This window comes from Roseibium album (assembly GCF_965233825.1).
Taxonomy (GTDB): Bacteria; Pseudomonadota; Alphaproteobacteria; order Rhizobiales; family Stappiaceae; genus Roseibium; species Roseibium album.
In genome coordinates, this window is record NZ_OZ247583.1 from 2,539,290 (window position 1) to 2,562,807 (window position 23,518).

Sequence of the window (23,518 nt, forward strand, 5' to 3'; positions counted from 1 at the left end):
GCGGGATGAGCGAACAGACAGCCACTCCTGCGAAAAGAACTATCGGGGGCAAGTTGCTGATTGCGATGCCCTATCTATGGCTGCTGGTGTTTTTTCTGGCGCCGTTTCTGATCGTTTTCAAGATTTCACTTTCACAGATCGCGGTTTCAATTCCACCTTACTCGCCGGCAATCGATCTGGCGGAAGGCTGGCAGGGTCTCATGGAAGCCTTCCGCGAGTTTTCGTTCGAGAATTACATCTGGCTGACGGAAGACGCGCTCTACTGGAAATCCTATGTGTCATCGGTTGTCATTGCGGCGATATCGACGCTGTTTACTCTGCTGATCGGCTACCCGATCGCCTATGGCATGGCGCGCAGTCCTCAGGCGTGGCGTCCAACATTGCTGATGCTGGTTATTCTGCCTTTCTGGACGAGTTTTCTGATCCGGGTCTACGCCTGGATCGGCATATTGAAAAACGAGGGACTGCTGAACCAGTTTTTGATGATGCTGGGCCTCATCGACGAGCCGTTGGTGATCCTCAATACCAATATCGCGGTCTATATCGGCATCGTCTATTCTTATCTGCCATTCCTGGTCCTGCCACTTTATGCCAGCCTTGAGAGGCTTGACGGGAGCCTGCTGGAAGCAGCGGAAGACCTCGGCTGTCCGCCCTGGAAAGCGTTCTGGAAGATTACCGTGCCCTTGTCGCTTCCCGGTGTGATCGCCGGGTGTTTTCTGGTTTTCATTCCCGCGGTCGGGGAATTCGTCATTCCCGATCTCCTCGGTGGTTCCAACACACTGATGATCGGCAAGACCCTCTGGGTGGAGTTCTTCAACAACCGGGATTGGCCTGTTTCCTCGGCCGTCGCGGTGATCCTGCTCATGATACTCGTGATCCCGATCGTGCTCTTCCAGAACCAGCAACAAAAAATGTCGGAGAAAGAAGGATGACCCGCGGTCCGACCTGGTTCAACATCACCTCGCTGGTTCTGGGCTTCTCGTTCCTCTACCTGCCTATTGTTCTCCTGGTGATCTACTCCTTCAACGAAAGCAGGCTGGTTACTGTCTGGGGTGGCTTTTCGACCAAGTGGTACGCATCCCTGCTTCAAAACGAACAGTTGCTCGATGCGGCCTGGGTGACGTTGCGCGTTGCCTTTGCGTCGGCAACCATCGCGACCGTGCTCGGAACGCTGGCAGCACTGATATTGGTGCGCTCCGGCCGGTTCATGGGTCGCTCGCTGTTTTCCGGTATGATCTTTGCGCCGCTCGTCATGCCGGAAGTAATCCTCGGCCTGTCTTTGTTGCTGCTGTTCGTTGCAATGGGCACGGCCCGCGGCTTCTGGACCGTGATGCTGGCACACACGACTTTCGCCATGTGTTATGTGGCGGTTGTCGTTCAGTCCCGTCTGGTCGGATTTGACAAGTCCGTCGAAGAAGCAGCCGAAGATCTTGGCTGCCCTCCCGTGAAGACCTTCTTCCTGATCACGCTTCCGATCATTTTGCCCGGCGTCATTGCCGGCTGGATGCTGGCCTTCACCCTGTCGCTGGATGATTTGGTGATCGCCAGCTTCACCACAGGTCCGGGTGCAACGACCCTGCCGATGAAAATCTACTCGCAGGTGCGGTTGGGCGTGACACCGGAAATCAACGCGGTCTGCACGATCCTGGTCGGCCTGGTGACGATCGGTGTCATTGCGGCCTCACTGGTGACCAAACGACAACAGGTGCAACGGGAACGCGACGAGCGGGCGGCCTTCGGTGCCGATGGTTGAGGATTGGGTCAGCCGGCCCGCGGTGGTCGGATCAGGTAAATGAACAGCCAGACCGGAACCACGATAAAGGCACCCAGGATCATGTTCGGGATTGCCCAATCGCGGAATTCGAGCATGTAGATCCAAAGCTGCAGCGGACTGAGGCCGACAGTTCCCAGTATGTCTTCCGCAGAAATGTCGACGAAGGACAACCCGGCGCCAACGAGCAGGGAAAACGCTGCGATCCTGAAAAATGTTGACCAGAACGGGTACACGGCGCGTGGTTTCTTTCAAGCAGTTGTCTGAACACAGCCATTCGGGTTTGCTTCGATCCCTTGACTGACACACCTCAATTCTTCGCTTTAAGACTTTACAAACCATAAACAACTTCCAAAAACGCGTGAAAACGTGGATCACGCCGATCTTTGCCGGATCGACCCGGATGCATGACGGTCCTTACATTTTCCAGTCAGGTCTCGACAAAAGGGCCTGCCTCGCCGGTTCGGAAAACTGTTTGCGGGCCCCGCCGCTTTCCAAAAAAATACCGATCGGTACTACGCTTGTGACGCCCGGCACTTCGAAGCCCCGGTCTTCCTTCCGAAATACAACGCAGCCGCCGCAGAAAAAGGCACGAACAGATGCCTTGCGGTCGATGTTGATCACAATCCAGAGGAAGACCTGACATGAACCGCATTGCTTTTGAAATGGAAATCCGCCCGCTTTGGAATCATTACCGCAAAGACAACAAGTGGGTGGGAAAGTGGGACCCATCCTGGAATGAAGACAAGGTCATGGAGGACTTTGTGGCTGCGGCGTATAATCTTTACGAAGCCACGTCCAGGAATGCGTTGAAGCTCGTCCTGCTTGGCGGAACGGGAATACGACTGAACAAGGAACTCATTGCCAATTTTGGCGTAACGGGTGCCAACGGTATTCAAGATCAAGCCACAGAAGTTCACGTCACCGCGGAACAACAGCTGAGAACCGAGGGAACCAAAAGACCGGTGCCATCTGTCCCTGTCGTCGAGGTCGGTAGTATTCTGAGTGAAAAGAACTGGACGCCCTTGTTGAACGACGCCCTGATCGTAGGCGCTGCGACGGCGGGTCAACAGTTTCAGATCGCTCTTGAAAACGGATATCACCACTTGTGGAGAGACTGTGAAGAGTTTGTCCAATGGAAGGCGGATCCCGCGGTTCGCGGAGAGCTGGAAAAACTGCAGCGCATGAATTGCGCACTTGACTTGTTGAATCGACACATTCGCCACAACCCGAGGCTCAAGAAGGGCTCGGCAACCCAGTGTGCGCGCGACAAACTGAGCAAAGACCATGCTTTGCAGTCGACAATCTTTTTCAACATGAGAGGTGCCGAGTTCTACAAAAAGGTTTGGCAACAGTTCTTTTATGAAAATCTCGGCATGCTTTGGGACAACAAAGGACGCGTACCCAGAGTGCTCGCCCGTGAATTGATCGGCCTGTCTTTGTTCGGATACAAGCCGGAGTTCAAAAGCATGACGCTCGGATTCGTCAAAAGCAAAAGGGCGCCGCAGCCGAAATTTGCGGAGTACGTTAAACTGCTCCGTGAACTGGGCATGGAAAGAAACAATCGGGCCGGTGTCATGAAGTACCTGTCCGGGTACTTGTTCGGCGACGAATCGGCAGTTTGTTTTCCCGAGGACAGGAACTTCTCGAAACTTAAGAACCGGTATCTGCAGAACGTGGCGCTTCTCTGATCAAGAGGGCGCCGGAGACCGGGCTGACATTTCGCGTGACACGCTGGCAGGAGTTGAAGGCCTCTTTCTAAGAACTTCTGTCAGTGCGTCCTTGTCTTCTGCTTCAAACTTCACCGGGACAAGAAACGCTGGTTGGCCGGTGCCGGATAGCAGATGTCAATGCGGCGAGTTGCATTGTCTGCAGCCCCTAAAAGCGCTCCCTGAACCGGCTCACGGCAGTGTTGCCTGTTTTTCGCTGCAATGCGGCAAAGAAGTCTTGACCGGGAAGAACCGAGCGGCGAATGTGCGCAAAACGCACCTTGCGGTCTTAACTGGGAGTGAAACATGAACAAAATATATCCGGACGCAAAGGCCGCCCTGGACGGGCTGACCTTTGACGGCATGACGGTGATGGCCGGTGGGTTCGGTCTTTGCGGCATTCCGGAAAATCTGATCGTTGCGCTCCGGGATTCCGGAGCCAGGGACATCACCGCAATTTCCAACAATGCGGGCGTTGATGACTTTGGCCTTGGGCTTCTTTTGCAGACGCGCCAGATCAAGAAGATGGTTTCGTCCTATGTGGGTGAAAACGCGACCTTCGAAAAGCAATATCTGAATGGCGAGCTGGAGCTTGAATTCAACCCTCAGGGAACGCTTGCGGAACGTATTCGTGCAGGCGGCGCCGGCATACCGGGCTTCTACACCAAGACCGGTGTCGGAACGCTGATTGCCGAAGGCAAGGAGCACAAGGACTTCAATGGCGAGACCTACATCATGGAAACCGGGCTCGTGGCCGACGTTTCCCTGGTCAAGGCCTGGAAAGCCGACAAGGAAGGCAACCTGATCTACCGCAAGACGGCCCGCAACTTCAATCCGATGATGGCGACGGCCGGCAAGGTTTGTATCGTTGAAGTGGAAGAAGTGGTCGAGATCGGTGAACTCGACGCGGACAACATCCATACAGCCGGTATTTTCGTCGACCGCATCATCATCGGCGACCATGAAAAACGCATTGAAAAGCGCACGACGCGCGCAGCCTGAGGAGGATACATCATGGCCTGGACACGTGATGACATGGCAAAGCGCGCTGCGCAGGAGCTGGAAGACGGTTTTTATGTGAACCTTGGCATCGGCATTCCGACGCTGGTTTCAAATTACATTCCCGAAGGAGTTCACGTCACGCTTCAGTCGGAAAACGGAATGCTCGGCATGGGCCCTTTTCCGACGGATGATGAAGTTGACGCGGACCTGATCAATGCAGGCAAGCAGACCATCACCGAATTGCCGCAGACCAGTTATTTCTCGTCCGCCGACAGCTTCGGCATGATCCGCGGCGGTCACATCGACTTGTCGATCCTGGGCGCAATGGAAGTGGCCGAGACAGGTGATCTCGCCAACTGGATGATCCCGGGAAAGATGGTCAAGGGCATGGGCGGTGCCATGGATCTGGTGGCGGGTGTGAAACGCGTCGTCGTGATCATGGATCACACGTCAAAGGCTGGCGATCCGAAGCTTCTGCGGGAGTGCACACTCCCGCTCACCGGCGTGAAGTGCGTCGATCGCATTATCACCAATTTCGGTGTTTTCGATGTTGCGGAAGGCGGCCTGAAGGTTGTCGAACTTGCTTCGGATGTGTCGCTTGACGAGGTAAGGGAAAAGACCCAGGCGACAATCGTCTGAGCTTGTCCGATCGAACGTCAAAGACATCATGTTTCTAGTGTCGAAAGGCGCCCTCAGGATTCTGGGGGCGTCTTTTTTCAAGTTGCACCAGGACACGGCCGTGAAGACGCGGCATTGCTTGCAATCCCTGTCGACCGGGACAGGCCATTGTGGTTCCGGACAGGTCTTCCAACCTGCCCCTATTCCGCGGCCTTGTTATCCCGCCGCTCTGCTATCGGCCTGATTGCCGGAAAATCGGAATCCGTCAGGGTCTCTTTGGCAAGCAGCAATTTTGCGCCCTTGTCGAGTTCGCTCCGATGCTGCTGCAAAAGAGCCTTGGCACGGGTGAACGCGCCCTCGACATGATCCTTGATGGCTATGTCTATCTCGCGCTGGGTATCGGGTGAAACTTCGGCAACGTCTCCGGCTGGCTGACCCAGGAAATTCTGCCGTTGGGTAGCGTAGGCGCGATTCCCGAGCGTCTGTTCCATTCCGTAGCGCATCACCATGTCCCGCGCGACCTCAGTAACTTTTTGCAAGTCGTCGGAAGCGCCTGTCGATATCTCTTCGAAGACGATTTCCTCCGCCGCCCGGCCACCCATCAGCACGGCCATGCGATTCTCAAGATCCTGTGTTGAAAGCAGGAACCGGTCTTCGGTCGGGCGCTGCATGGTATAGCCAAGCGCGCCGATCCCGCGCGGAATGATCGAGATCTTGTGCACCGGGTCGCAACCTTCGAGATTGGCGGCAACAAGCGCATGGCCCATTTCGTGAAACGCAACGGTCTTTCGTTCCTTTTCCGACAGGATACGGCTGCGTTTTTCGAGCCCGGCGACAACGCGTTCCACCGCTTCGTTGAAGTCCTGCAAGGTCACGGCATCAACATTGCGCCGCGTTGCAAGCAGAGCTGCCTCGTTGACGAGCGTGGCAAGGTCGGCGCCCGAGAACCCGGCGGTGAGCTGGGCAATCTGATCAAGATCCGTGTCCGGGTCGAGTTTGATCTTTTTGACATGGACTTCAAGGATTGCCTTTCGGCCCGGTTTGTCAGGCCGGTCGACCAGCACCTGTCGGTCGAAGCGTCCCGCCCGCAAGAGCGCGGGGTCGAGGATTTCCGGCCGGTTGGTAGCGGCGAGCAGAATAATCCCGCTGGACGTGTCGAATCCGTCAAGTTCTGTCAAAAGCTGATTGAGGGTCTGTTCCTTTTCATCGTTGGTGCCCATCACTCCGCTGGAACGGGCGCGGCCGAGCGCATCGAGCTCGTCGATGAAGATGATCGCTGGTGCTGCCTTGCGGGCCTGCTCGAAGAGATCCCGCACGCGCGCGGCACCGACCCCGACAAACATCTCGACGAACTCCGAACCCGAAATCGAAAAGAACGGGACACCGGCTTCACCGGCGACCGCGCGGGCCAGCAGTGTCTTGCCGGTCCCGGGAGGTCCCACGAGCAGGATGCCCTTTGGAACATGTGCACCGAGGCGTCCGTAGGACTTCGGGTCTTTCAGGAAGTCCACGACCTCCTTCAATTCCCGTTTCGCTTCATCGACACCGGCGACATTTTCAAACGTAACGTCGACATCGGTCTCGACATAGACCTTGGCCTTGGATTTGCCGACGGTCATCATGCCGCCGATCCCCTGCTTTTCCGCTATACGGCGGATAAAGAACATCCAGAGGCCAAAGAACAGAAGGACGGGAAGAACCCAGGACATGATATCCCGGATGAAGGTGCTCTGGACGATGCCGGTAAACTTGACGTCGTATTTGGTCAGCTCTTCGGCCAGCGGAATGTCCACGCGGGTCGTGACAAAGTATTGCTTGCCGTCTTTGAGAGGCTCCTTGAACTTTCCCTCTATCGTGTTTTCCTTGATCGAAATCTCTTCGATCTTCTTGTCTTTGAGATATTGCTCAAACTGGCTGTAGGGGATCGCTTCAACGGTCTTGTAAGTCGTCCACCAACTTTGGAACATCAGCACCAGCATCATGGCGATAAAGGCGTACCAGAGATTGATCTGATGTTTTTTGTCCATGGAAAAGACGTCCCGTACGTGGTCTGAGCAAGCCGCCATTGGGACGATTTGCAAGGTAGCTGTCAAGGCGACGGATCAACCGGAAGAGTTAGCTGGTAGCATCAATCTGTCGTGTGGACATCTTGGTGCGGAAGGAAGAAGCGCTTGAGCGCGCGAGGAAGATTACCGGGATAAGACCCACAAGAACTATGGCGAGAGAGGGAAGGGCGGCTTCTTCGAAGGCTTCCCGCGATGCTGCCTCGAACACGGTTGTTGCCAGCGTTTCGAAGTTGAACGGACGCAGCAAGATGGTCGCCGGCAGTTCCTTCATGCAGTCGACAAAGCTTAGCAGGGCCGCAGACAGCAACACCGGTTTCAGGATGGGCAGGTGAACTTGCGTAAGGGTCTGACCGGTATTGCGCCCGAGTGTCCGCGCTGCCATGTCGAGGTGAGGTGTTATTCTCCCGAAGCCGCCCTCCACCTGACCATAGGAAACGGCGAGGAACCTCACGACGTAGGCATAGACCAGGCCGGTACCGCTACCGAGCAGGAGCAGACCCGTGTTGAGGCCAAACCAGCTCTCCATCCGCGCATCAAGGAAATTGTCGAATCCGGCCAGTGGAATGAGAATCCCGATCGCGAGAACCGTACCGGGAATGGCATAGCCGATGGAGGCGAGGCGCACGGCAATCTTGAGTGGTCCTCTGCTGTTGATCCGAAGTGCGTAGGCAAGCGCGATTGAAATGACAACGGTTAGCAGGGCGGCGATGGAAGCAAGATAGAAACTGTTCCAGATCGCCTGGAGGAACCCGGACGCAAAAACGTCGTTCAGTCGACGGCTCGCTCGATCCGCTAGCAAAAGACCCGGAACAACGAACCCGACAAGGATCGGTGTGAGACAAAGACCAAGTGCGAGAACGGATTGCCAGCCGCTCAGGTCGAAGCGGGTTGGCGGCCTGTGCTTTGATCCACCCCCGGCGTCAAAGCGCTGCTTCCGGCGGCCGAAACGTTCTAGCCACAACAGAAGGAACACCATTGCCAGCATGGCCAGCGCAAGCTGTGCGGCTCCTCCAAGGCTGGAGCGGTTCAGCCAGGTATCATAAACGGAAAAGGTCAGCGTCTTCACGCCGAAGAATGTAACGGCGCCAATATCATTGAGACACTCCATCAGGGCCAGGGACACGCCTATCGCAATCGCAGGCCGTGCAAGGGGCAGGGCGACCCGAAAGAAAAGGCCGTAGGGCGATGCGCCCAGCGTTCGCGAAACATCCAGCGTCGACGACGATTGAATAAGAAAGCTGGCTCGTGTCGTGAGATAGACGTACGGATAGAGAACCGCACCCATCACGAAAATGGCGCCACCCAGCGACCGGATTTCCGGAAACCAGTAATCCCGTGATGTCTTGAAGCCGAAAATGTCCCGGATCAGGCTCTGAACGGGACCTGTGTAGTCCAGCACCTCGACATAGGCGAACGCGACGATATAGGTCGGAACGGCAAGCGGTACCAGAAGCGCCCAGTCGGCAATCCTGCGTCCGGGAAAGTTGCACATGGTAACAAGCCAGGCGGTCAGCACGCCGGTTACACAAGTCGTCAGTCCGACGCCCAGCATCAGCAGCAGCGTTGTCTTTAACGATCCGGGCAGAACGGTTGTCAGCAGATGGCCCCAGATGTCACCAGTTGGCGTGATGGCGATCCAGACAATGGCTCCGAGTGGCAGCAGAACCATTGCTGCGATGACAAGGGCTGCGACTAGCCAGAAACGGTCGGTGATGGAGTGTGTGGGCGTGCGCAGCAAAGCAGTTCTTTATTGTTCGTAATGGTTCGCAGGAAGCTCTAAAGGTAAACCTTCCAAAATGCAAAAAAGCGCCGTGAAGCACGGCGCTTTTTGATTTCTGTCGTCAGGGTTGGTCAGGAGGCCGGGCCGTTGTCGAACCCGACCTTGTCGACCAGTTCACTGGCTGTCTTGCGGTTCTTGGCAATATCGGCAAGCGAAAGGTCGTCCGGCGTCAGCTCACCCCAGCTTTGAACTCGCTCGGAAACTTCCACACCCGGTGTCACCGGATATTCGAAATTGGTTTCCGCATAAATTTGCTGCGCGTTGCTGGAAGACAGGAATTCGATCAATTTTACGGCGTTGTCCTTGTTTGGTGCATTTTTCGCCAGAACAATGCCTGCCAGATTTACGTGTGTGCCACGCGCGTCGGCATTCGGGAACAGGATGCGCACCGAGTTGGCCCACTCTTTCTGTTCCGGCTCTTTGTCGTTCGTTTCCATCTTGCCCATGTAGTAGGTGTTGCCGATGGCGATATCACATTCGCCGGCAAAGATTGCCTTCACCTGTGCACGGTCGTTGCCGGCCGGCTTGCGGGCCAGGTTTTCGCGCACACCTGCCAGCCACTCTTCGGTTTTTTCGGCACCGTGATGGGCGACCATCGATGCGATCAGGCCGATGGTATAGACGTGCTGTCCGGATCGTGTGCAGAGGCGGCCTTTCCATTTCGGATCGGCGAGATCTTCATAGGTAATGGTGTCCTGGTCGACACGATCCTTCGACGCATAAACAACGCGTGCACGATTTGTCAGTCCGATCCAGTGGCCTTCCGGATCACGGAACTGCGCGGGAATATTGCCGTCGACGACGTCGGAGACAACCGGCTGCGTGATACCGAGCTGCTTGGCGCCGTCCAGACGGCCGATATCGACGGTCAGAAGCACGTCGGCAGGGGAATTGTCGCCCTCCGCGGCAATGCGCTCGCCAAGGCCCTTGGAGGCAAAAACAACGTTGGTCTTGATACCTGTGTCAGCGGTAAAGGCATCCAGTAACGGCTGGATCAGAAACGGCTGGCGGTAGGAATAGATATTCACTTCCCCGTCGGCAAGTGCCGGTGCTGCAGCAAAGGCTGCGGTGGTCAGGGCAAGGGCACCTGTCAGGGTGCGGAAGGTCGAACGCATAGAACTCTCCCAGAGATCCGATTGATTTGTTGTTGTCGCCAAAAGCGGAAGCGATTGGTCAGGAATATGTCTCCGAGGCGCGCGTAAGTCAATAAACTTAATAAAATCAATAGTTTAGAATTGTTCAAAACTAACTGGAATTTTACATTCCACAATTTAAGCAAAAATCAGTGATAAAACAGGAGTTTAATCCTCTACTTTTTAGTCGAAAAGCACTCGAGGTCGAGGAATCCGGGGCGATCACGAAACCGTGAACAGTTGCTCGACCCACGCTGCATGAGGCGTGCAGTACCCACGCGCCCGCCACCTGGCAGGCGCGAGATCGCCTTGAAGGATCGAGTTCCGGCCGGATCTACTCCGACAGGACCCGCTGTGTTGGAAAGACAATTTCAACAAGCGTTCCCTGATCCGGCGTTGAATCGATGTGAAAGCTCGCCCGGTTCGCTTCGACCAGCGCCTTGGTCAGCGGCAGACCCAGTCCCGTTCCCCCACCCCGGCTTGCAGTGTGCAGTTGCCGGAACGGTTCCAGGGCAGCAGCCAGCTGTTTCGCGGTCATTCCGGTACCTGTATCGCGTACCCTGAGCGCAACTTCGCCGTTGCTTTCAAGCGCGGTCGACAGGATCACCTGGCCTCCGGACTTGTTGTACTTGATGCCGTTGGACAACAGGTTCAGCACGATCTGGCGCAGCGAGCGCGGATCGGCGACAATATCGGGAACGGATTCCGGCAGGCTTGCCCGGATGATCACCCTCTCCCGGTTGGCCTGGGGCTGCATCAGGGCGACACATTCGTTGATGACTTCATTTGTCGAGACGGCCGAGAATTTGAGATCGAGCTTTCCGGCTTCGATTTTCGAAAGATCAAGGAGGTCATTGATCAGGCTCATGATGTGCGAACCGGACGTCCGGATGTCCTTCAGATAGTCCTTGTAACGGTCGTTGCCGATCGCTCCGAACCGTTCCTCCATCATCACTTCCGAAAATCCGATGATCGCATTAAGCGGCGTTCTGATCTCGTGGCTGATCTTGGCCAGGAAGTCGGACTTCTGAGAGCTGGCATTTTCGGCTTGCCGCTTGGCCTGCGTCAGCTCTTCCTCTGCGGTCTTCCACTGGGTGATGTCGCGCAACACCGCACAGAATTTGGCTTCATCCTTGCTGCTGGTGATCCGCCCCATGGTCATGAAAAGCGGGATCAACCCACCCGTGGGCACCTGACCGAGCACTTCTCGTCCGTCATTCAATATGCTGGCGACCCCATTGCGGGACAGGCCGTCAAGGTAGTCGCTCGCGGCCCGATGGCTTTCCGGAGCCAGAAACTCGATAAAGGGAGCACCTATCATGTCTGCACGGTTGGCGCTGAAAAGAGCTTCCGCGGATCCGTTGACTTTCACGATCGTTCCATGCCGGTCAAGGACAAGGACGCCGTCGGTGGCGGTCTCCAGAATGGTATCCAACTCGGCAATCTGGTCGTGGGCATTGTCGAGCTCGGCCCGGACACCTGCAAAGAAATTCGGCGATGCAGGAGCAACGGTCGGGGGTATCTGCTTCTGTTGGCGTTCGCTGATCGAAATCATCAACCCGCGGGTACCGTTCCACGGCACCGAGTGCATATGCGCATCAACGGTAAGGACACCGCCATCTGCGACACGCATCTTCATGGCTTCGTCGATTTCATCATCGATCCCGATTCCATCCCCCAGCTCATCGGTGTCATCGATGAACAGGGCTTCCAGGCCTCCGGCTTCTGACAGGGCCGCAATGGAAGTGTAACCAAGCATCTTCAGAAGCGCCTTGTTGGCGTAGAGCACTTCGCGGTCGTGAACGATCGAAATGCCGATCGGCAACCGGTCGAGCAGACTTGGATCGATCGGACCTGCCTCTGGAACATCAGGCGGCAAGTCCTCGAGCGCTTCTTCTTCCGGATCCGGAGCTTCAAATTCCTCCATGTCGCCTTCCAGCCGAGCACCGAGCGCTTCCGCTATCTTGCGGAATGCCTGTCTCTCCGGACGCGACAGTGATGAAGTGTCGACGGGGACGACGCGCGGACGGGCAGTTGCGAGTGGAATGACCTCACCGCTCTTTCTCTCCGGTTCCGCCGGTGGAGATGCGTCTGCTTCGGCCGCCCGGTCTTCCTGTTCGAATGCGGCGGTCTCTTCAAAGAATTCGCGCTCTTCCTCGGCAGCCGGATCTTCTTCTTCGCTGTTTGGAGAAGCGTCGTCACCGGTCTCTTCGTCAAGGCTGACGCTCTCGGAAGGCTCGTCGCTTGCAAGATCTTCTGTTTCGGAGACGTCATCTGCCTGGTCGCCGGTGTTCAATTCGGTCGCAATAGTCGCCTCAACAGTCTCCGCAACAGCTTCCTCGGCATCGGGCGCGGTATCGGCGTGCACGTCCGACCCTTCATCAAAAAGATCCGGAGACCGTTTTTCAGCCGGTTTGTAAGACTTCGCCAGCGTTTTCACAGCGCTCTCGATCTCGGAGGGTTTCAGTTCAGCCGGACCTGCGATCCCGACGGGCTCTTCAGCTGCAGTATTTTCTGGGAGCGCCTCTGTCTTCTCAGCTTCTTCTTCCGCACTGTCTTGAACGGCAACCTCGGCAATATAGGTGCCGTTTTCGTGCTTGTAGTCTTGTTCGTCCGCAGTGGTTTCCTCACTGGTCGACAGGTCGGAGTTGATCTCGCCTGCCTTGGCAGCGGGCTCGTCATCGTCGTTCTCAGCCTGATCAGCCTCAACCGCTTCGTCCGATTGCGCCTGTGCCGTCGGCTGATCCGATACGTCCTCCGGATCGACAGGAGCAGTCTCTGCTTCCAGTTCAGATGTGTCTGACGGGTTATCTGCGTTCTGCTCCCCGTCAGTTTCTCCGGAAAGGTTTTCTGATAGGCCTGCATCCAGCGCCGCCGCAGCGTTTTTCAGGTCTTCGGACAGGTTGAGCGCGTCAGGTGTCGCTGGTTCCGTCGTTCCGGACCCGGGCACCGCTCCGCCGGAATGCTCGTTTTCCGCTTTCTTTTCTTCAGGCGACGGCACCGCACCGTCAGGGGCGGTATCCAGGGGCTTCGACCCTTTCTTGCCTTTGAACATTGCAAGAGAACCAACCAACGCAGCTGCGCTGGCGCCCAGGAATGTTCTGCCGCCGAGCGAATTCGGCTGCGCGGGTTTCAGGTCCTTCAGGTCTCCGCCTTCAGGATTTTCATTGACCGGGACGTATGTCTCTGTCGCACCCTCGTTTTCGGTTTCTTCCGACGCGTTCACTTCAGGCGATTGCGCGTCTATCTGGTCTTCCAAGGCTTCGACGTCATCGGGTGTGACAGGTCCCGAAGCGTCTAGGCTGGCGACTTCGTCGGATCCGTCGTCTTCGCCATCAGGTGCTGGGCTTTCAGTATCGTCATCGGCAATAGTGTCCGCGTCTGCAAGGCGGATATCCAAATCCGGATCTTCTACTTCTTCGCTTCCGGCCAACTCGTCTTCGTCATCGGCTACCAGCGCATCCTTCATTTGCGCTCGATTTTCATCATCGCTCTGAGCCGTATCGCCATCATCAGCCGCAGTCTCGAGTTCGTCGTCGGTTTCCCGGCTGCGTGTCTGCATGTCGCCAGTGTCGGCATCTTCGTCCACTGGCTCGTCGAACACCGGGGTGGGAACGGGCAACGGGATGAAGCCGTCGGGATCCTGAACAGCGTCAGATGTCCTGCAGACTCCGAAGCCACGATAGCCCTCAAACTTCCGGTCACGATCGAAAGCCGGAAGCGCGGCCATATCCACCGGTACGCGGAGTGCAGCACCACTCACGGGCCATGCTACGGTTTTACCGCTCCAGGTGTCGCGCCTGTCCAGCGCCCGGGCAATGTTGCCCCTCGGGTCCAGTCCAAACTTTTCTGACACCTCTTCCCAGGACGATCCGACAATATTCGTCGCATCCGGGCCCAGCACTTCGGCGAATTCGTCGGACAGGAACGTGAAGCACTGGTCAACATCCATCTTCCAGGCAAATCGCACAGGCCGCCGGCGCGGCTGGAACACGAAGCTTTCACGGACAGCAACCTGCGCGTCTGACACATCGGAAGTTGTTGGAGCCTGTTCGTCGCCGGCTTCGTCCTCTGGAGTTCCCTCCGCTTCCGTGGGGACTTCTTCGCGTGAAGTTTCATCCGTTTCATCGAATTCGGCGGCCGCAGGTTCTATAGCCTGATGGCCCACTTCTCCGGGAACATGGTTGTCATGCGCGTCCGGCCGATCATCTGCGAACTCGTCGGCGTCGTTATCGGATTCAGCAACCGGCTCTGATGCTTCGGCCGGCAATTCGGCGCCCTTGTCGGTCTCAGCCGGGACGGAAGACTTTTCCAACGACTGCCCTGGGCCATCATCATCATTGTGGTGATCTTTATCGCCAACGGCATCGTTCACAGATGAATGGTCGTCACCGGGATCCTGACCCGTTTCATCCAACGGACGCTCAGCGGGGTCAGCATCGGATGCAAGCGAGACAGACTGTGGAACGGGCAGGTGTTCCACGGCACCAACCGTTGTGTCCGGTGTATCATCTTCGCTGACCGGGTCATTGCTCAAGACAACGATCCGCGGACCGGCCGGTATCTGCAGAACGCCGCCGTCATGAAAGCGGCCGTTCAGGTCGAGCGGACCAAACAGGACCTTTTGATCCTGCGGCAGGGCAATGTCTTCCGGAACACCGTCAAGTTCGCCGAATGTCTCTATGTCATTTCCTCCGGAAATCAGGAAGACCGTCGACTTGTCGGATTTGAGAAGACCGGCGAATGCGGGAATGGGGTCCTTGGTCAGCGCAAGTCCCTTGTCGCTGCAAACGATCAGCGCCGCGGTATCGCCACCGTCCAGTTCAACCCGCTTGCACTGGCAAGTCAGAAGCATGACCCGGAGTCCACGGTAGAACCTCAACCGGTCGATGCTGAATCTGTCGGCCAGGCCGGAATCGGCGATACGGGCAATGTGAGGGCGTGCAGGCGATCGTTCCAGCGCAGACAGACCCTTGAGGTCGGATACGGATTGCGCGGAAAAAAACGCCGCGCCGGCGGCATTCGACCACAGGATTTTGGCGCCATCGGCAGACCACAACCAGGCCGCTCTTGTGTCGGCTGCAAGTTGGACCAGATCATTCATGGCACTCAGTTCCAGGAATGATTGGGTCTGATTGTCCATCGTGTTGCTCCAATGGTCGGCGATACCGAGTTGCGGACGTGCGGTGCCGGGATGCCTGCTTTCGTAAACACTCTGTTAATACTAGCAAAGCTTAGCGTCGTCCACGTACAGCAAGTTTGCTAAAGGACTTACGTGAAGGCGTGGTTAATCTGTCCCCAATTGTTTGCCGGATCGCCATCTGCATGGTACGAATTTTTGGCAAGGACAGAACTTAGAAGACGCGGGCTTTCCACGCTCGCGACCCGAGGAGCGCTGACATGAGCACTGACAATACCGGTTTTGAAGTCCCCGAGCAGATGCGTGATTTTGCTGAAAAGAGCGTAGACCAGGCGCGTAAGGCGTTTGACGATTTCATGGGCGCCACCCACAAGGCTGTTTCCAACGTCGAGGACAGCGCCAGCGCTGTCCAGGCAAATGCGGCGGATGTCAACAAGAAGGCGCTGACTTATGCTGAAGAGCACGTCAATGCGGCCTTCAAGTTTGCGCAGGAACTCGTCAAGGCCGACAATGTCGAGGACATGATGAAGCTGCAGCAGAGTTATCTGCGCGGGCAAATGGAATCGCTGGGTGAACAGTCCCGTGAATTTTCCAATGCCGCGACCAAGGCCGTGCAGGACGCCGCAAAGGCCGCACAGAAAAAGTGAAGCCCGCGACCTCAAGAATGCGCAGGACACGTTCGTTCTGCGCATTGAAGGTTCACAGAACGAGCGTATGGGTACAGTGTCGAAGGCTGCACGGACACCGCGATTCCGGTGGACGGTTGCCGGCAGCAAAAGCATCCGCCAGGCTGATTGAAAGCCGCCCGAAGGCTGGAACACGAGCTCTCCCCTACGGAAGTTTATTGTGCAGTGCAAAAAAATGTTGCAATGCAGCAAGGCATGCACTATGTAGGGTCTGCGGATGACGACAGGGTCTGCCAGTTGAAGAAACGGCAGAATGAAATTTGAACCGATGATCGCATCCGAACTCTAGGAGATGAGATCATGACCGAGACCAACACGACTACCGCCAAGACGGCTTCCAAAGCACGCACTTCCAAGGCCAAGGCTGCACCGGCTGGTGTGACTTTCCCGGACTTTGAAGCTTTCGCTCTTCCGAAAATGGAAGTTCCGGCAGCGTTTCGCGAAGCCACCGAGCAAGGCATCGAAAGCGCGCGCGATACTTATGCCAAGGTAAAGACCGCTGCTGAAGACGCGACCGACCTGATGGAAGACACATTCGAAACTTCCCGCCAAGGCGTTGTCGAATTCAACCACAGGGCTGTCGACGCAGCGAAAACCAATGCAGACGCGACCTTCAACTTCATCAAGGACATCTTGTCCGTGAAGACAGTTGCCGAGGCAATCGAGCTACAATCCACTTTTGCACGTCAGCAATTCGACGCTCTGAGCAGCCAGACCAAGGAAATGCAGGAACTGGCTACCAAGCTCGGAACCGATGTTTCCGCTCCGGTCAAGGAAGCAATGGAAAAATCCTTCAAGGGTCTGAGCGTCAACTGACCTTTCAGGACCGCATTTGCGGAACCGCAATGACCGATATGCCCGGGGTTCAGCCCCGGGCATTTTCTTTTCAACAGGCTTGTATTTTCCGAAAATACTAGCTTGCCGGTTCCAAAAAACGGCGTTAGAAGACGCCCTTGCAAAGAGCGGCCCGGACGAGTATCGTCCGCGCCATATCAAGGCCTAGGCAGACGTAGCTCAGTTGGTTAGAGCGTCGGATTGTGGCTCCGAAGGTCGGTGGTTCGAACCCACTCGTCTGTACCATTCCAAACAAACACCTCCCAATCGTTTCAAGGTTTCCGGACACCGGCCGAACAACGCTGGTCCTGCCCGACAACGACCAATGGGCATCCGCGTCTCGCGCATATTTTGTTTCGATCAGCTGAACGAACGTGTTCTGGTGTAGCCAATGGCGCTTGAGCGCGCGGCGCAAGGGCGCACTAAGCCTTCCGGAACGACCTGAAAAACATGACAATTGCCAGGACCATCAGAAAAAGACCTGTCAGCAGGATAAACAGTATTCCCCCAAATCCGAAGTCAACCGCAATGGCTTCAAATTTCTCGTTGGCCAATATGAAAAGGTTTGATGCCGCGAATACACACACGAGGGAAATGGCTAGATGTGAAAGTTTCATTACGACAATCCGAAACTGTAACCGATGCGTGTGGATATCACTCACCAGTTAGTTTCTTGTTGTTGTGCTCGTTAAAATTGTGACAACTGGCTGCATGAACGTCAAAGGGTCTGTTCGGTCTGTTGAACCATGCGCATTCGGTTCAGCCCTTGAATGCCGGTTCCAGCCTGTCAAACAAACCTGCAAAGAAAGTCCTGAGGTCTGGACCGCAACCGGCAGGATGTGTGCCGAGAGGCATCGCAGCCGTATAGACTTAGCCCTTTTCTCGTGACCCTGGCTGCATTGGTCTGCAAATTTGGGCCTGAGAGTGCCTCACTGAGCAGGATACCTGCAGACGCTGGCAGTATCGGCATGCAGTCCGTCGTTCGGTCCATTCCTGCTGCGAAATGGTTATTCCTTCGCCGTAAGTCGGAAGGTTTTGTAACATCTCCGATGCTACGGTGAGGTTCTGATTTGAACCGTGCCTGGAGGGGAACCGTCAATGACACATGGTGCACCGGGCGTTGCGACCCGTCTGAAACGCCTGCCGGGGCAATTGTTGCTGGCCTTGATCAACGCAACGGCGCTTCTCGTCATAGTCGCCTGCATTCTCGTGATTGTCGTTGTGAACCGGGTAGACCACGCAGCCGGATCGATCGCCGGTACGGTGACGGATGCCGCCCTGTCCAGGATTGACATGTCGCCCGCCGAGGTCAGGTCAAATCTTCAATCCATCAATGACAGGGTCTCGGGCCTGTCCGCCAAGCTGGATGCTGCGGGATCGGTCGACAAACCTGATCTTGTGCGCGAAATCAAATCGTTGAACCGGAATCTCAACGAGATGAAGCTGCTGGCAAAGGGTCTCGGGACGGCAAGTCCCGAAGTCGCGGACGCTGCTTTCAGACAGGCCGGAGCCCAGCTGACCGACACACTCCTTGCACTGCGCGGTTGCTCTCTTGAAAAAGGGACCGAAGGGCAGGGAAGCTGACGGGCGTATATGGGGAGGAGGCGACCCCTCCCCAGAACGTCAGGCGGCCAGGTCGAATAGCAGGAATTCGCTATTTTCTTGGGCAACCAGATCAATCTTGCCGGCATCAAGCAGACCAAGCCCGTCGCCAGCAGCCATAGAAAGACCATCAACGCTCAGCTTGCCCTTGACGATCTGCAGCCAGACCTTGCGGCCCGGTTTGATGTCGAAGGAGACACTCTTTTCAGCCGACAGGAGCGACGCCCAGAGATCGACGTCCTGATGGATGACGACCGAGCCTTCGCGACCGTTTCTGGAGCCGATCAGCTTGAGCGTGTCCCGGCGCTCGGCATCAGGAAATGCTTTCTGCTCGTAGTTTGGATTCAGACCGTCTGCTTCCGGCACGATCCATATCTGCAGGAAATGGACCGGGTCTGTGTCTGAATGGTTGTATTCGCTGTGCCGGACACCGCTACCAGCGCTCATGCGCTGCAGTTCACCAGGCCGGATGACGGATCCGGTTCCGAGCGAATCCTTGTGTTCCAGGCCGCCGGAGACGATGTAGGAGATGATCTCCATGTTCTGGTGCGGATGGGTTGGAAAACCGGCCGAAGGAGCGACACGGTCCTCGTTGATGACCCGCAATGCGCCGAAGCCGATATGGTTCGGGTCGAAATAGGAGCCGAAGGAAAAGCTGTGCTTGCTTTTCAGCCATCCGAAATCGGCTTCGCCGCGCGTTTCCGAAGGACGTAGTAACTGGTTCATCGATCAATCCTTTCCCAGGTTGGCACGGGAAAGCCGCGCACTGTTGGACCTAAGATTGGTTCGCTCGAATTCTTTTACAATCACGCCAGAACTTGACGATTAGTCATCGATTTTTGAACAATCGCCTATTGAACCGTCTTCGGCAGGTTCGCGCGCAAGCGGTTGTGATCGGCAATCTCGCGGGAGCGTTTCGCGTCGACAACGAGCGGATCGCCCTGGGGATCGAAGGCGTTCTTGAAGGTGAAGGCCGTTGCCGACGGTCCATTGTCACCGAGCAATTCATGACGCTCGACAGCTTCTTCCCAGTCTGGCCGGTGGTCTTGTGGAACCCACCAGAGCACATAAGGCGGATAGTCCACGGCTTCCTTGACGAAGAGATGACCCAATCTCAGGATCTGGGCATGCGGGCCCCGATAAACGGCAGCAAGGGCGGCTTCCAGGTCCTGCCACAAGGAGATTGTGGAAGGCGCCCAGCCATCGCCATTGTCTTCCCAGTATTTCGGAAAGACCTGCTCGCCCCAGAGGTCCGTGCCCGGTTCGTCCTCATATCCGGCGCGGGCAATGAAACCATCTGCACGCTCCATTGCGGCCCAGATGGCTGCTTCATTGCTGAAGAAATCATCATTTGCCGGATCATCCGCACGTGTCCGGAATTGTGCGAATGTGTAAAGCGCGAGCCAGTGTTCGGACATGTCCCCTCCCTGTCAGAACCAGCCGAACACTGTCCGCTATCAGGGGTGAATTCAAGCGTTTGTTGGCAGGCCGGAACAGTTTGTTGCGTCGTCCGGCTGGAAAAAACGAGTGAACTTGTCCTAAAACCACAATCTGACTTGCCGCCCGGCAACTCAAGTCCCGCCCGAAAGGATACCAGTTTGGACGATCTCAGCCTTTTCTCCCTCAGCCTGCTGGCGCTTTCACTTGTTGCCACGGGGGTCGTTGCCGGGATCATCGCGGGATTGCTGGGTGTCGGTGGCGGAATCGTCATCGTGCCGGTGCTCTATTACATGTTCACCGCACTGAAGATCGATCCTGACGTATTGATGCATGTTGCTGTCGGTACGTCGCTGGCAACCATCCTTGCCACCGGTGCTTCGTCGGCGCGCGCGCATTACAAGCGCGGCAGCGTCGACATGGATCTTCTCAAGCGTTGGTGGTGGGCAATTGCTCTGGGTGTGCTCGCCGGCGCGACGCTCGCCGGCAACATTTCCGGTGGCGCCTTGACGTTTGTTTTCGGCGTCGTTGCCCTTGCCGTTGCCGCGAACATGATGCTTCGCAAGGAAGGGTCGCATCTTGCTGACAAGTTGCCCGGCTCACCCATCAGGGAAGTGCTCGGCTTCCTGATCGGCGGTATTTCCGTGATGATGGGAATTGGTGGCGGCACCCTCGGCGTGCCGACATTGACGCTGTTCAACTATCCGATCCGCAAGGCGGTCGGGACCGCGGCGGCCATCGGACTGATCATCGCTGTGCCGGGGACATTGCTGTCGGTCTATTTCGGCTTTGATCTTGACGGCAGACCACCGCTTTCGCTTGGTTACGTCAACCTGATCGGCTTCATGCTGATCATCCCTGCATCGACCCTGACGGCCCCACTTGGCGCGAAAATCGCTCATGCGATTGATCCGGCAAAACTCAAACTCGTCTTCGCCCTGTTTCTCGGATTCACCGGACTTCGTATGATCTACGGTGTCTTCTTCTGAACCGGCGACAATCATCCGTGATATGTGGATCAAAAGATTTCATTGGTCTTGAAACTATAATCTCGTGATAGTGGCGCGTCCTGAAATGGGCCTGTTCTCCAAGTCTTTGGTCTTGAATGCTTGAAAAAAATGTCACCCTCAGCCTGCGAGGCTGCGTGCAGGGCGCCTTGATGTGCATCCCTGTCTTTCCGGGCATCATCGTGTTTGGTGCCGTGTTCGGCACCGTGGCCGCGCAAAAGGGATTGTCATTTCTGGAAGCGCTCCTGATGAATTCAATCGTGTTCGCGGGGGCGAGCCAATTCGTCGCCATGGAAATCTACAGCGAACCCCTGGATCGGCCGACATTGATCGCAATGGTGGGGATTACCGCCGCCATCAACATGCGCATGCTGTTGATTGGCGCCAGCTTGCGTCCCTGGCTTGGTCAGGTGCCGGGATACAAGACCTATCCCGCACTGTTTTTTCTGACGGATCTCAACTGGCTGCTGACGCTGTCTCAATACGAAAAAGGGACTCGCGACTGGGGCATTTATCTGGGCAGCGGACTGATCGTCTGGGCTGTGTGGTCACTGTCCGTGATCCCGGGCTATTTCGCCGGCAGTCTCATTTCCGATCCGAAAACCTTCGGTCTCGATCTGGTGCTGCCAGCTTTTTTCGCCGCCCTGCTTGTGCCGCTCTGGAAAGGCAAACGCCAGACGGTCAGCTGGCTGATCGCCGGCGGCGTTGCCTGGGCGACCTGGGTCCTTTTCGGCGGTTACTGGAGCATTTTCACCGGCGCGGTTGCCGGAGCATTCGCCGGGGCCTATCTCGATGACTGAAGGTGCCTTTACCGCAGATACAATGGTTCTGTTCGCGATCCTCGGTATGGCGACCGTCACCTATGCGCTGAGGGCCGGCGGTTATTGGGTCATGGGACGCGTGACGGTCACACCGAAAATCAGACGTGGCCTGGAAGCCCTGCCTGGTGCGATCATTGTCTCCACGATACTGCCGATCATCCTGCAGGGTGGGCTGGTCGTCGGCTTGTGCATCATCGTTGCAGCCGCGGTTCAGCTCAGGTTGAAGAAGGAATATGTCGCCGTGTTTGCTGCCGCTGCCGTGGCAGCTGCTCTCAGGGCAGGTGGATTCCAGTAAATATCAGCTAATGCTTTGTGAGCGGCCAAGAATTTCCCGGGCCTGGGACGCTGTTCCTTCCCGGTTGCCTCCGGCCTCAATCTGCGCCCAGGACATCTTGCCGAGGTCATATCCGAGCTGTTTGTCGACAATATCCGCAGTTGCATCAGAGGCATCCTGGGCGCGGTCAGCCACACGCTGCCTGAGTGTCGTTGCAGCAGCCGTCAGCCAAAGACCAGTGAATTCCGCCTCGACACTTTGTGCTATCCGCCGGATTTTGGCACGCTCGCTTTCAGCAGCGAACACAGCGTCGAAGATTGCCGAATGCCCGGATGCAAGAACGGACTGAATTGCTTCGTCGATGGCTTGGTAGACGCGATTGGAAGCCTGAAGCGTGTAGGCCTCCGGCGGTGCCTTCTCTGCTTCGGGAATGTCAAGCAGGCGTTTGCGCATGACGTCCGTGCGCAGCACGCGCGCACCGGGAGCGCGGCCGATATCAGCTGCCAGTTCGTAGGCCAGCGTGGTTTTGCCGGTCCCCGACAACCCGCCAATCGCGACCAGTTCCGGTCGCGATGGCTCCAGAAACGCCTGGGCAAATCCGAAATATTTCCGCGCCAGGCTCTGCTGGGCCTGTTTTTGCTCCGGATCTGATTGGGCAAGGGCCGCACTTGCAGCAATCTTGGAGCGAATTGCAGCACGCATCATCATGTAGAACGGGAGGCACGCGAGACCTTCTGGGTGCGTATCCAGCCGACTGAGGTCAAGATAGCGGTTGAAGACGCGGTTGGCGGACCGCAGCTGGCCTCGCTCCCAAAGATCCATCAACAGAAAGGCAAGGTCGTACAGCACGTCGCCGGTTGCAATTTCATCGGAAAACTCGACCGCATCGAACAGAACCGGGTCGTCTTCGATCAGCACGATATTCCGCAGATGCGCATCGCCATGGCAGCGCCGGATGAGGCCTTGCTCGCCCCGTTTGAGGATCAGATCCTTGAGAGACGACAGGACGTTTCCGGCTTGACCGGTCAGATGACGTACGTTTTCAGGCGGAAACAATTCGGGATGTTCGTGAAATGCCGCGTCGTTCTGCGCAACATAGGAAGCCAGTGCTTCATAAAAGCCGGGACCGCTCCGTGTGGGCGCTTCGCCGTGCGCGGCCACCATCATGCTCGCAAGCTTGTCGGACAACGTGTCGGAAAATGGCGCTGCGCCCGCCCGGACGTCCAGCTCATTCTGCGTGTCGAAGCGGCGCATTTCCACGACCCATTCGACGGGTTCTCCTGCGCCATCGAGTGACAGTTTGCCATCTGCTTCAAGTGTGACCGGCAGCGCTTTCAGGTAGATTTGAGGGGCGTTCGGCTGGTTAAAGGTGATTTCCGCCTTGCAGGCGCACTCGCGCAGCGCCAGCGTCGAGTAGTCGAGAAACGGGAAACTGACGTTGCGCTTGATTTTGTAGGCAAGGTTGCCCACCAGAAACACAATGTTGGCGTGGGTATCGATCCTCTTCACGTCCGGTCTGTCCGGATCGTTGGATGTCAGGCCCTGCATAAACTTGAAAACGGCGTCCTGGGATTGATCCATGTCCGGTCCTAAGATGAGGCTCGCTGATTTTGCACCAGGTGCAACTCTCACGGTTTG

Annotated in this window: 20 protein-coding genes and 1 tRNA gene; 12 read left to right on the forward strand and 9 right to left on the reverse strand. The window is 56.5% G+C overall.

What is annotated here, in order from left to right; genetic code table 11:
• The first annotated feature begins 5 nt into the window (after positions 1–5).
• Together ACO6TI_RS11790 and ACO6TI_RS11795 are read left to right on the forward strand one after the other, a co-directional pair.
• Entirely contained in the window at positions 6–932 is a 927-nt protein-coding gene (locus tag ACO6TI_RS11790; protein WP_409855297.1) for an ABC transporter permease subunit, read from the forward strand.
• A complete protein-coding gene (locus tag ACO6TI_RS11795) occupies positions 929–1,753 on the forward strand; it encodes an ABC transporter permease (RefSeq protein ID WP_055119885.1) in 825 nt (274 codons plus the stop codon). The genes ACO6TI_RS11790 and ACO6TI_RS11795 overlap by 4 nt, the downstream gene beginning before the upstream one ends.
• A gap of 8 nt (positions 1,754–1,761) precedes the next feature.
• On the opposite strand, the gene ACO6TI_RS11800 is transcribed toward ACO6TI_RS11795, so the two are convergent.
• On the reverse strand, positions 1,762–2,007 hold the full coding sequence (locus ACO6TI_RS11800; RefSeq protein ID WP_029062187.1) for a DUF6460 domain-containing protein: 246 nt from the start codon (positions 2,005–2,007) through the stop codon (positions 1,762–1,764).
• Between the two features lie 408 nt (positions 2,008–2,415).
• On the opposite strand from ACO6TI_RS11800, the gene ACO6TI_RS11805 reads away from it, so the two are divergent.
• From ACO6TI_RS11805 to ACO6TI_RS11815, 3 genes are all read left to right on the forward strand, one after another.
• Positions 2,416–3,462, forward strand: a complete 1,047-nt coding sequence (locus tag ACO6TI_RS11805; RefSeq protein ID WP_196877527.1) for a hypothetical protein — start codon at positions 2,416–2,418, stop codon at positions 3,460–3,462.
• 324 nt (positions 3,463–3,786) lie between these two features.
• On the forward strand, positions 3,787–4,482 hold the full coding sequence (locus ACO6TI_RS11810) for a CoA transferase subunit A (protein ID WP_055119879.1): 696 nt from the start codon (positions 3,787–3,789) through the stop codon (positions 4,480–4,482).
• A gap of 12 nt (positions 4,483–4,494) precedes the next feature.
• Positions 4,495–5,121 carry a CoA transferase subunit B gene (locus ACO6TI_RS11815; protein ID WP_029062183.1) on the forward strand — a complete coding sequence of 209 codons (627 nt, stop codon included), beginning with the start codon at positions 4,495–4,497 and terminating at the stop codon, positions 5,119–5,121.
• Between the two features lie 179 nt (positions 5,122–5,300).
• Here the strand turns inward: ACO6TI_RS11815 and ftsH are convergent, their stop codons facing one another.
• The 4 genes from ftsH to ACO6TI_RS11835 form a co-directional block, all read right to left on the reverse strand.
• Entirely contained in the window at positions 5,301–7,127 is a 1,827-nt protein-coding gene (ftsH, locus tag ACO6TI_RS11820; RefSeq protein WP_422384983.1) for an ATP-dependent zinc metalloprotease FtsH, read from the reverse strand.
• An 88-nt stretch (positions 7,128–7,215) separates the two neighbouring features.
• On the reverse strand, positions 7,216–8,904 hold the full coding sequence (locus ACO6TI_RS11825; protein ID WP_055119874.1) for an ABC transporter permease: 1,689 nt from the start codon (positions 8,902–8,904) through the stop codon (positions 7,216–7,218).
• A 113-nt stretch (positions 8,905–9,017) separates the two neighbouring features.
• Complete coding sequence (locus ACO6TI_RS11830) at positions 9,018–10,061, reverse strand: Fe(3+) ABC transporter substrate-binding protein (protein ID WP_082442972.1); 1,044 nt, start codon at positions 10,059–10,061, stop codon at positions 9,018–9,020.
• A gap of 352 nt (positions 10,062–10,413) precedes the next feature.
• A complete protein-coding gene (locus ACO6TI_RS11835) occupies positions 10,414–15,222 on the reverse strand; it encodes an ATP-binding protein (RefSeq protein ID WP_422384984.1) in 4,809 nt (1,602 codons plus the stop codon).
• A gap of 257 nt (positions 15,223–15,479) precedes the next feature.
• Between ACO6TI_RS11835 and ACO6TI_RS11840 the strand changes: the two genes are divergently transcribed.
• From ACO6TI_RS11840 to ACO6TI_RS11850, 3 genes are all read left to right on the forward strand, one after another.
• Positions 15,480–15,866, forward strand: a complete 387-nt coding sequence (locus ACO6TI_RS11840) for a phasin (protein ID WP_055119870.1) — start codon at positions 15,480–15,482, stop codon at positions 15,864–15,866.
• Between the two features lie 339 nt (positions 15,867–16,205).
• Entirely contained in the window at positions 16,206–16,721 is a 516-nt protein-coding gene (locus ACO6TI_RS11845; RefSeq protein ID WP_055119868.1) for a phasin, read from the forward strand.
• 187 nt (positions 16,722–16,908) lie between these two features.
• Positions 16,909–16,985, forward strand: a tRNA-His gene (locus ACO6TI_RS11850).
• 176 nt (positions 16,986–17,161) lie between these two features.
• Here ACO6TI_RS11850 and ACO6TI_RS11855 read toward each other — a convergent pair.
• Complete coding sequence (locus tag ACO6TI_RS11855) at positions 17,162–17,356, reverse strand: hypothetical protein (protein ID WP_108874722.1); 195 nt, start codon at positions 17,354–17,356, stop codon at positions 17,162–17,164.
• Positions 17,357–17,837: 481 nt separating this feature from the next.
• Here ACO6TI_RS11855 and ACO6TI_RS11860 point away from each other — a divergent pair, with 481 nt between their 5' ends.
• A complete protein-coding gene (locus tag ACO6TI_RS11860; RefSeq protein WP_422384985.1) occupies positions 17,838–18,323 on the forward strand; it encodes a hypothetical protein in 486 nt (161 codons plus the stop codon).
• A 39-nt stretch (positions 18,324–18,362) separates the two neighbouring features.
• Here the strand turns inward: ACO6TI_RS11860 and ACO6TI_RS11865 are convergent, their stop codons facing one another.
• On the reverse strand, positions 18,363–19,067 hold the full coding sequence (locus ACO6TI_RS11865; RefSeq protein ID WP_104702269.1) for a pirin family protein: 705 nt from the start codon (positions 19,065–19,067) through the stop codon (positions 18,363–18,365).
• A gap of 125 nt (positions 19,068–19,192) precedes the next feature.
• Positions 19,193–19,759 (reverse strand): DUF3291 domain-containing protein, encoded by a 567-nt coding sequence (locus tag ACO6TI_RS11870; protein WP_055110992.1) that lies wholly within the window; start codon positions 19,757–19,759, stop codon positions 19,193–19,195.
• 180 nt (positions 19,760–19,939) lie between these two features.
• Here ACO6TI_RS11870 and ACO6TI_RS11875 point away from each other — a divergent pair, with 180 nt between their 5' ends.
• The 3 genes from ACO6TI_RS11875 to ACO6TI_RS11885 all read left to right on the forward strand — a co-directional run bounded on the left by ACO6TI_RS11875 (position 19,940) and on the right by ACO6TI_RS11885 (position 21,901).
• The gene (locus ACO6TI_RS11875) at positions 19,940–20,767 is read left to right on the forward strand and encodes a sulfite exporter TauE/SafE family protein (RefSeq protein ID WP_029062173.1); all 828 of its coding nucleotides are present in this window, start codon (positions 19,940–19,942) and stop codon (positions 20,765–20,767) included.
• Positions 20,768–20,883: 116 nt separating this feature from the next.
• Complete coding sequence (locus tag ACO6TI_RS11880; RefSeq protein WP_104702267.1) at positions 20,884–21,585, forward strand: AzlC family ABC transporter permease; 702 nt, start codon at positions 20,884–20,886, stop codon at positions 21,583–21,585.
• Positions 21,578–21,901, forward strand: coding sequence for an AzlD family protein (locus ACO6TI_RS11885; RefSeq protein WP_055110996.1), 324 nt, complete (start codon positions 21,578–21,580; stop codon positions 21,899–21,901). The genes ACO6TI_RS11880 and ACO6TI_RS11885 overlap by 8 nt, the downstream gene beginning before the upstream one ends.
• Positions 21,902–21,904: 3 nt before the next feature.
• Here the strand turns inward: ACO6TI_RS11885 and ACO6TI_RS11890 are convergent, their stop codons facing one another.
• Positions 21,905–23,461, reverse strand: coding sequence for an AAA family ATPase (locus tag ACO6TI_RS11890; RefSeq protein WP_422384986.1), 1,557 nt, complete (start codon positions 23,459–23,461; stop codon positions 21,905–21,907).
• Positions 23,462–23,518: the final 57 nt, after the last annotated feature.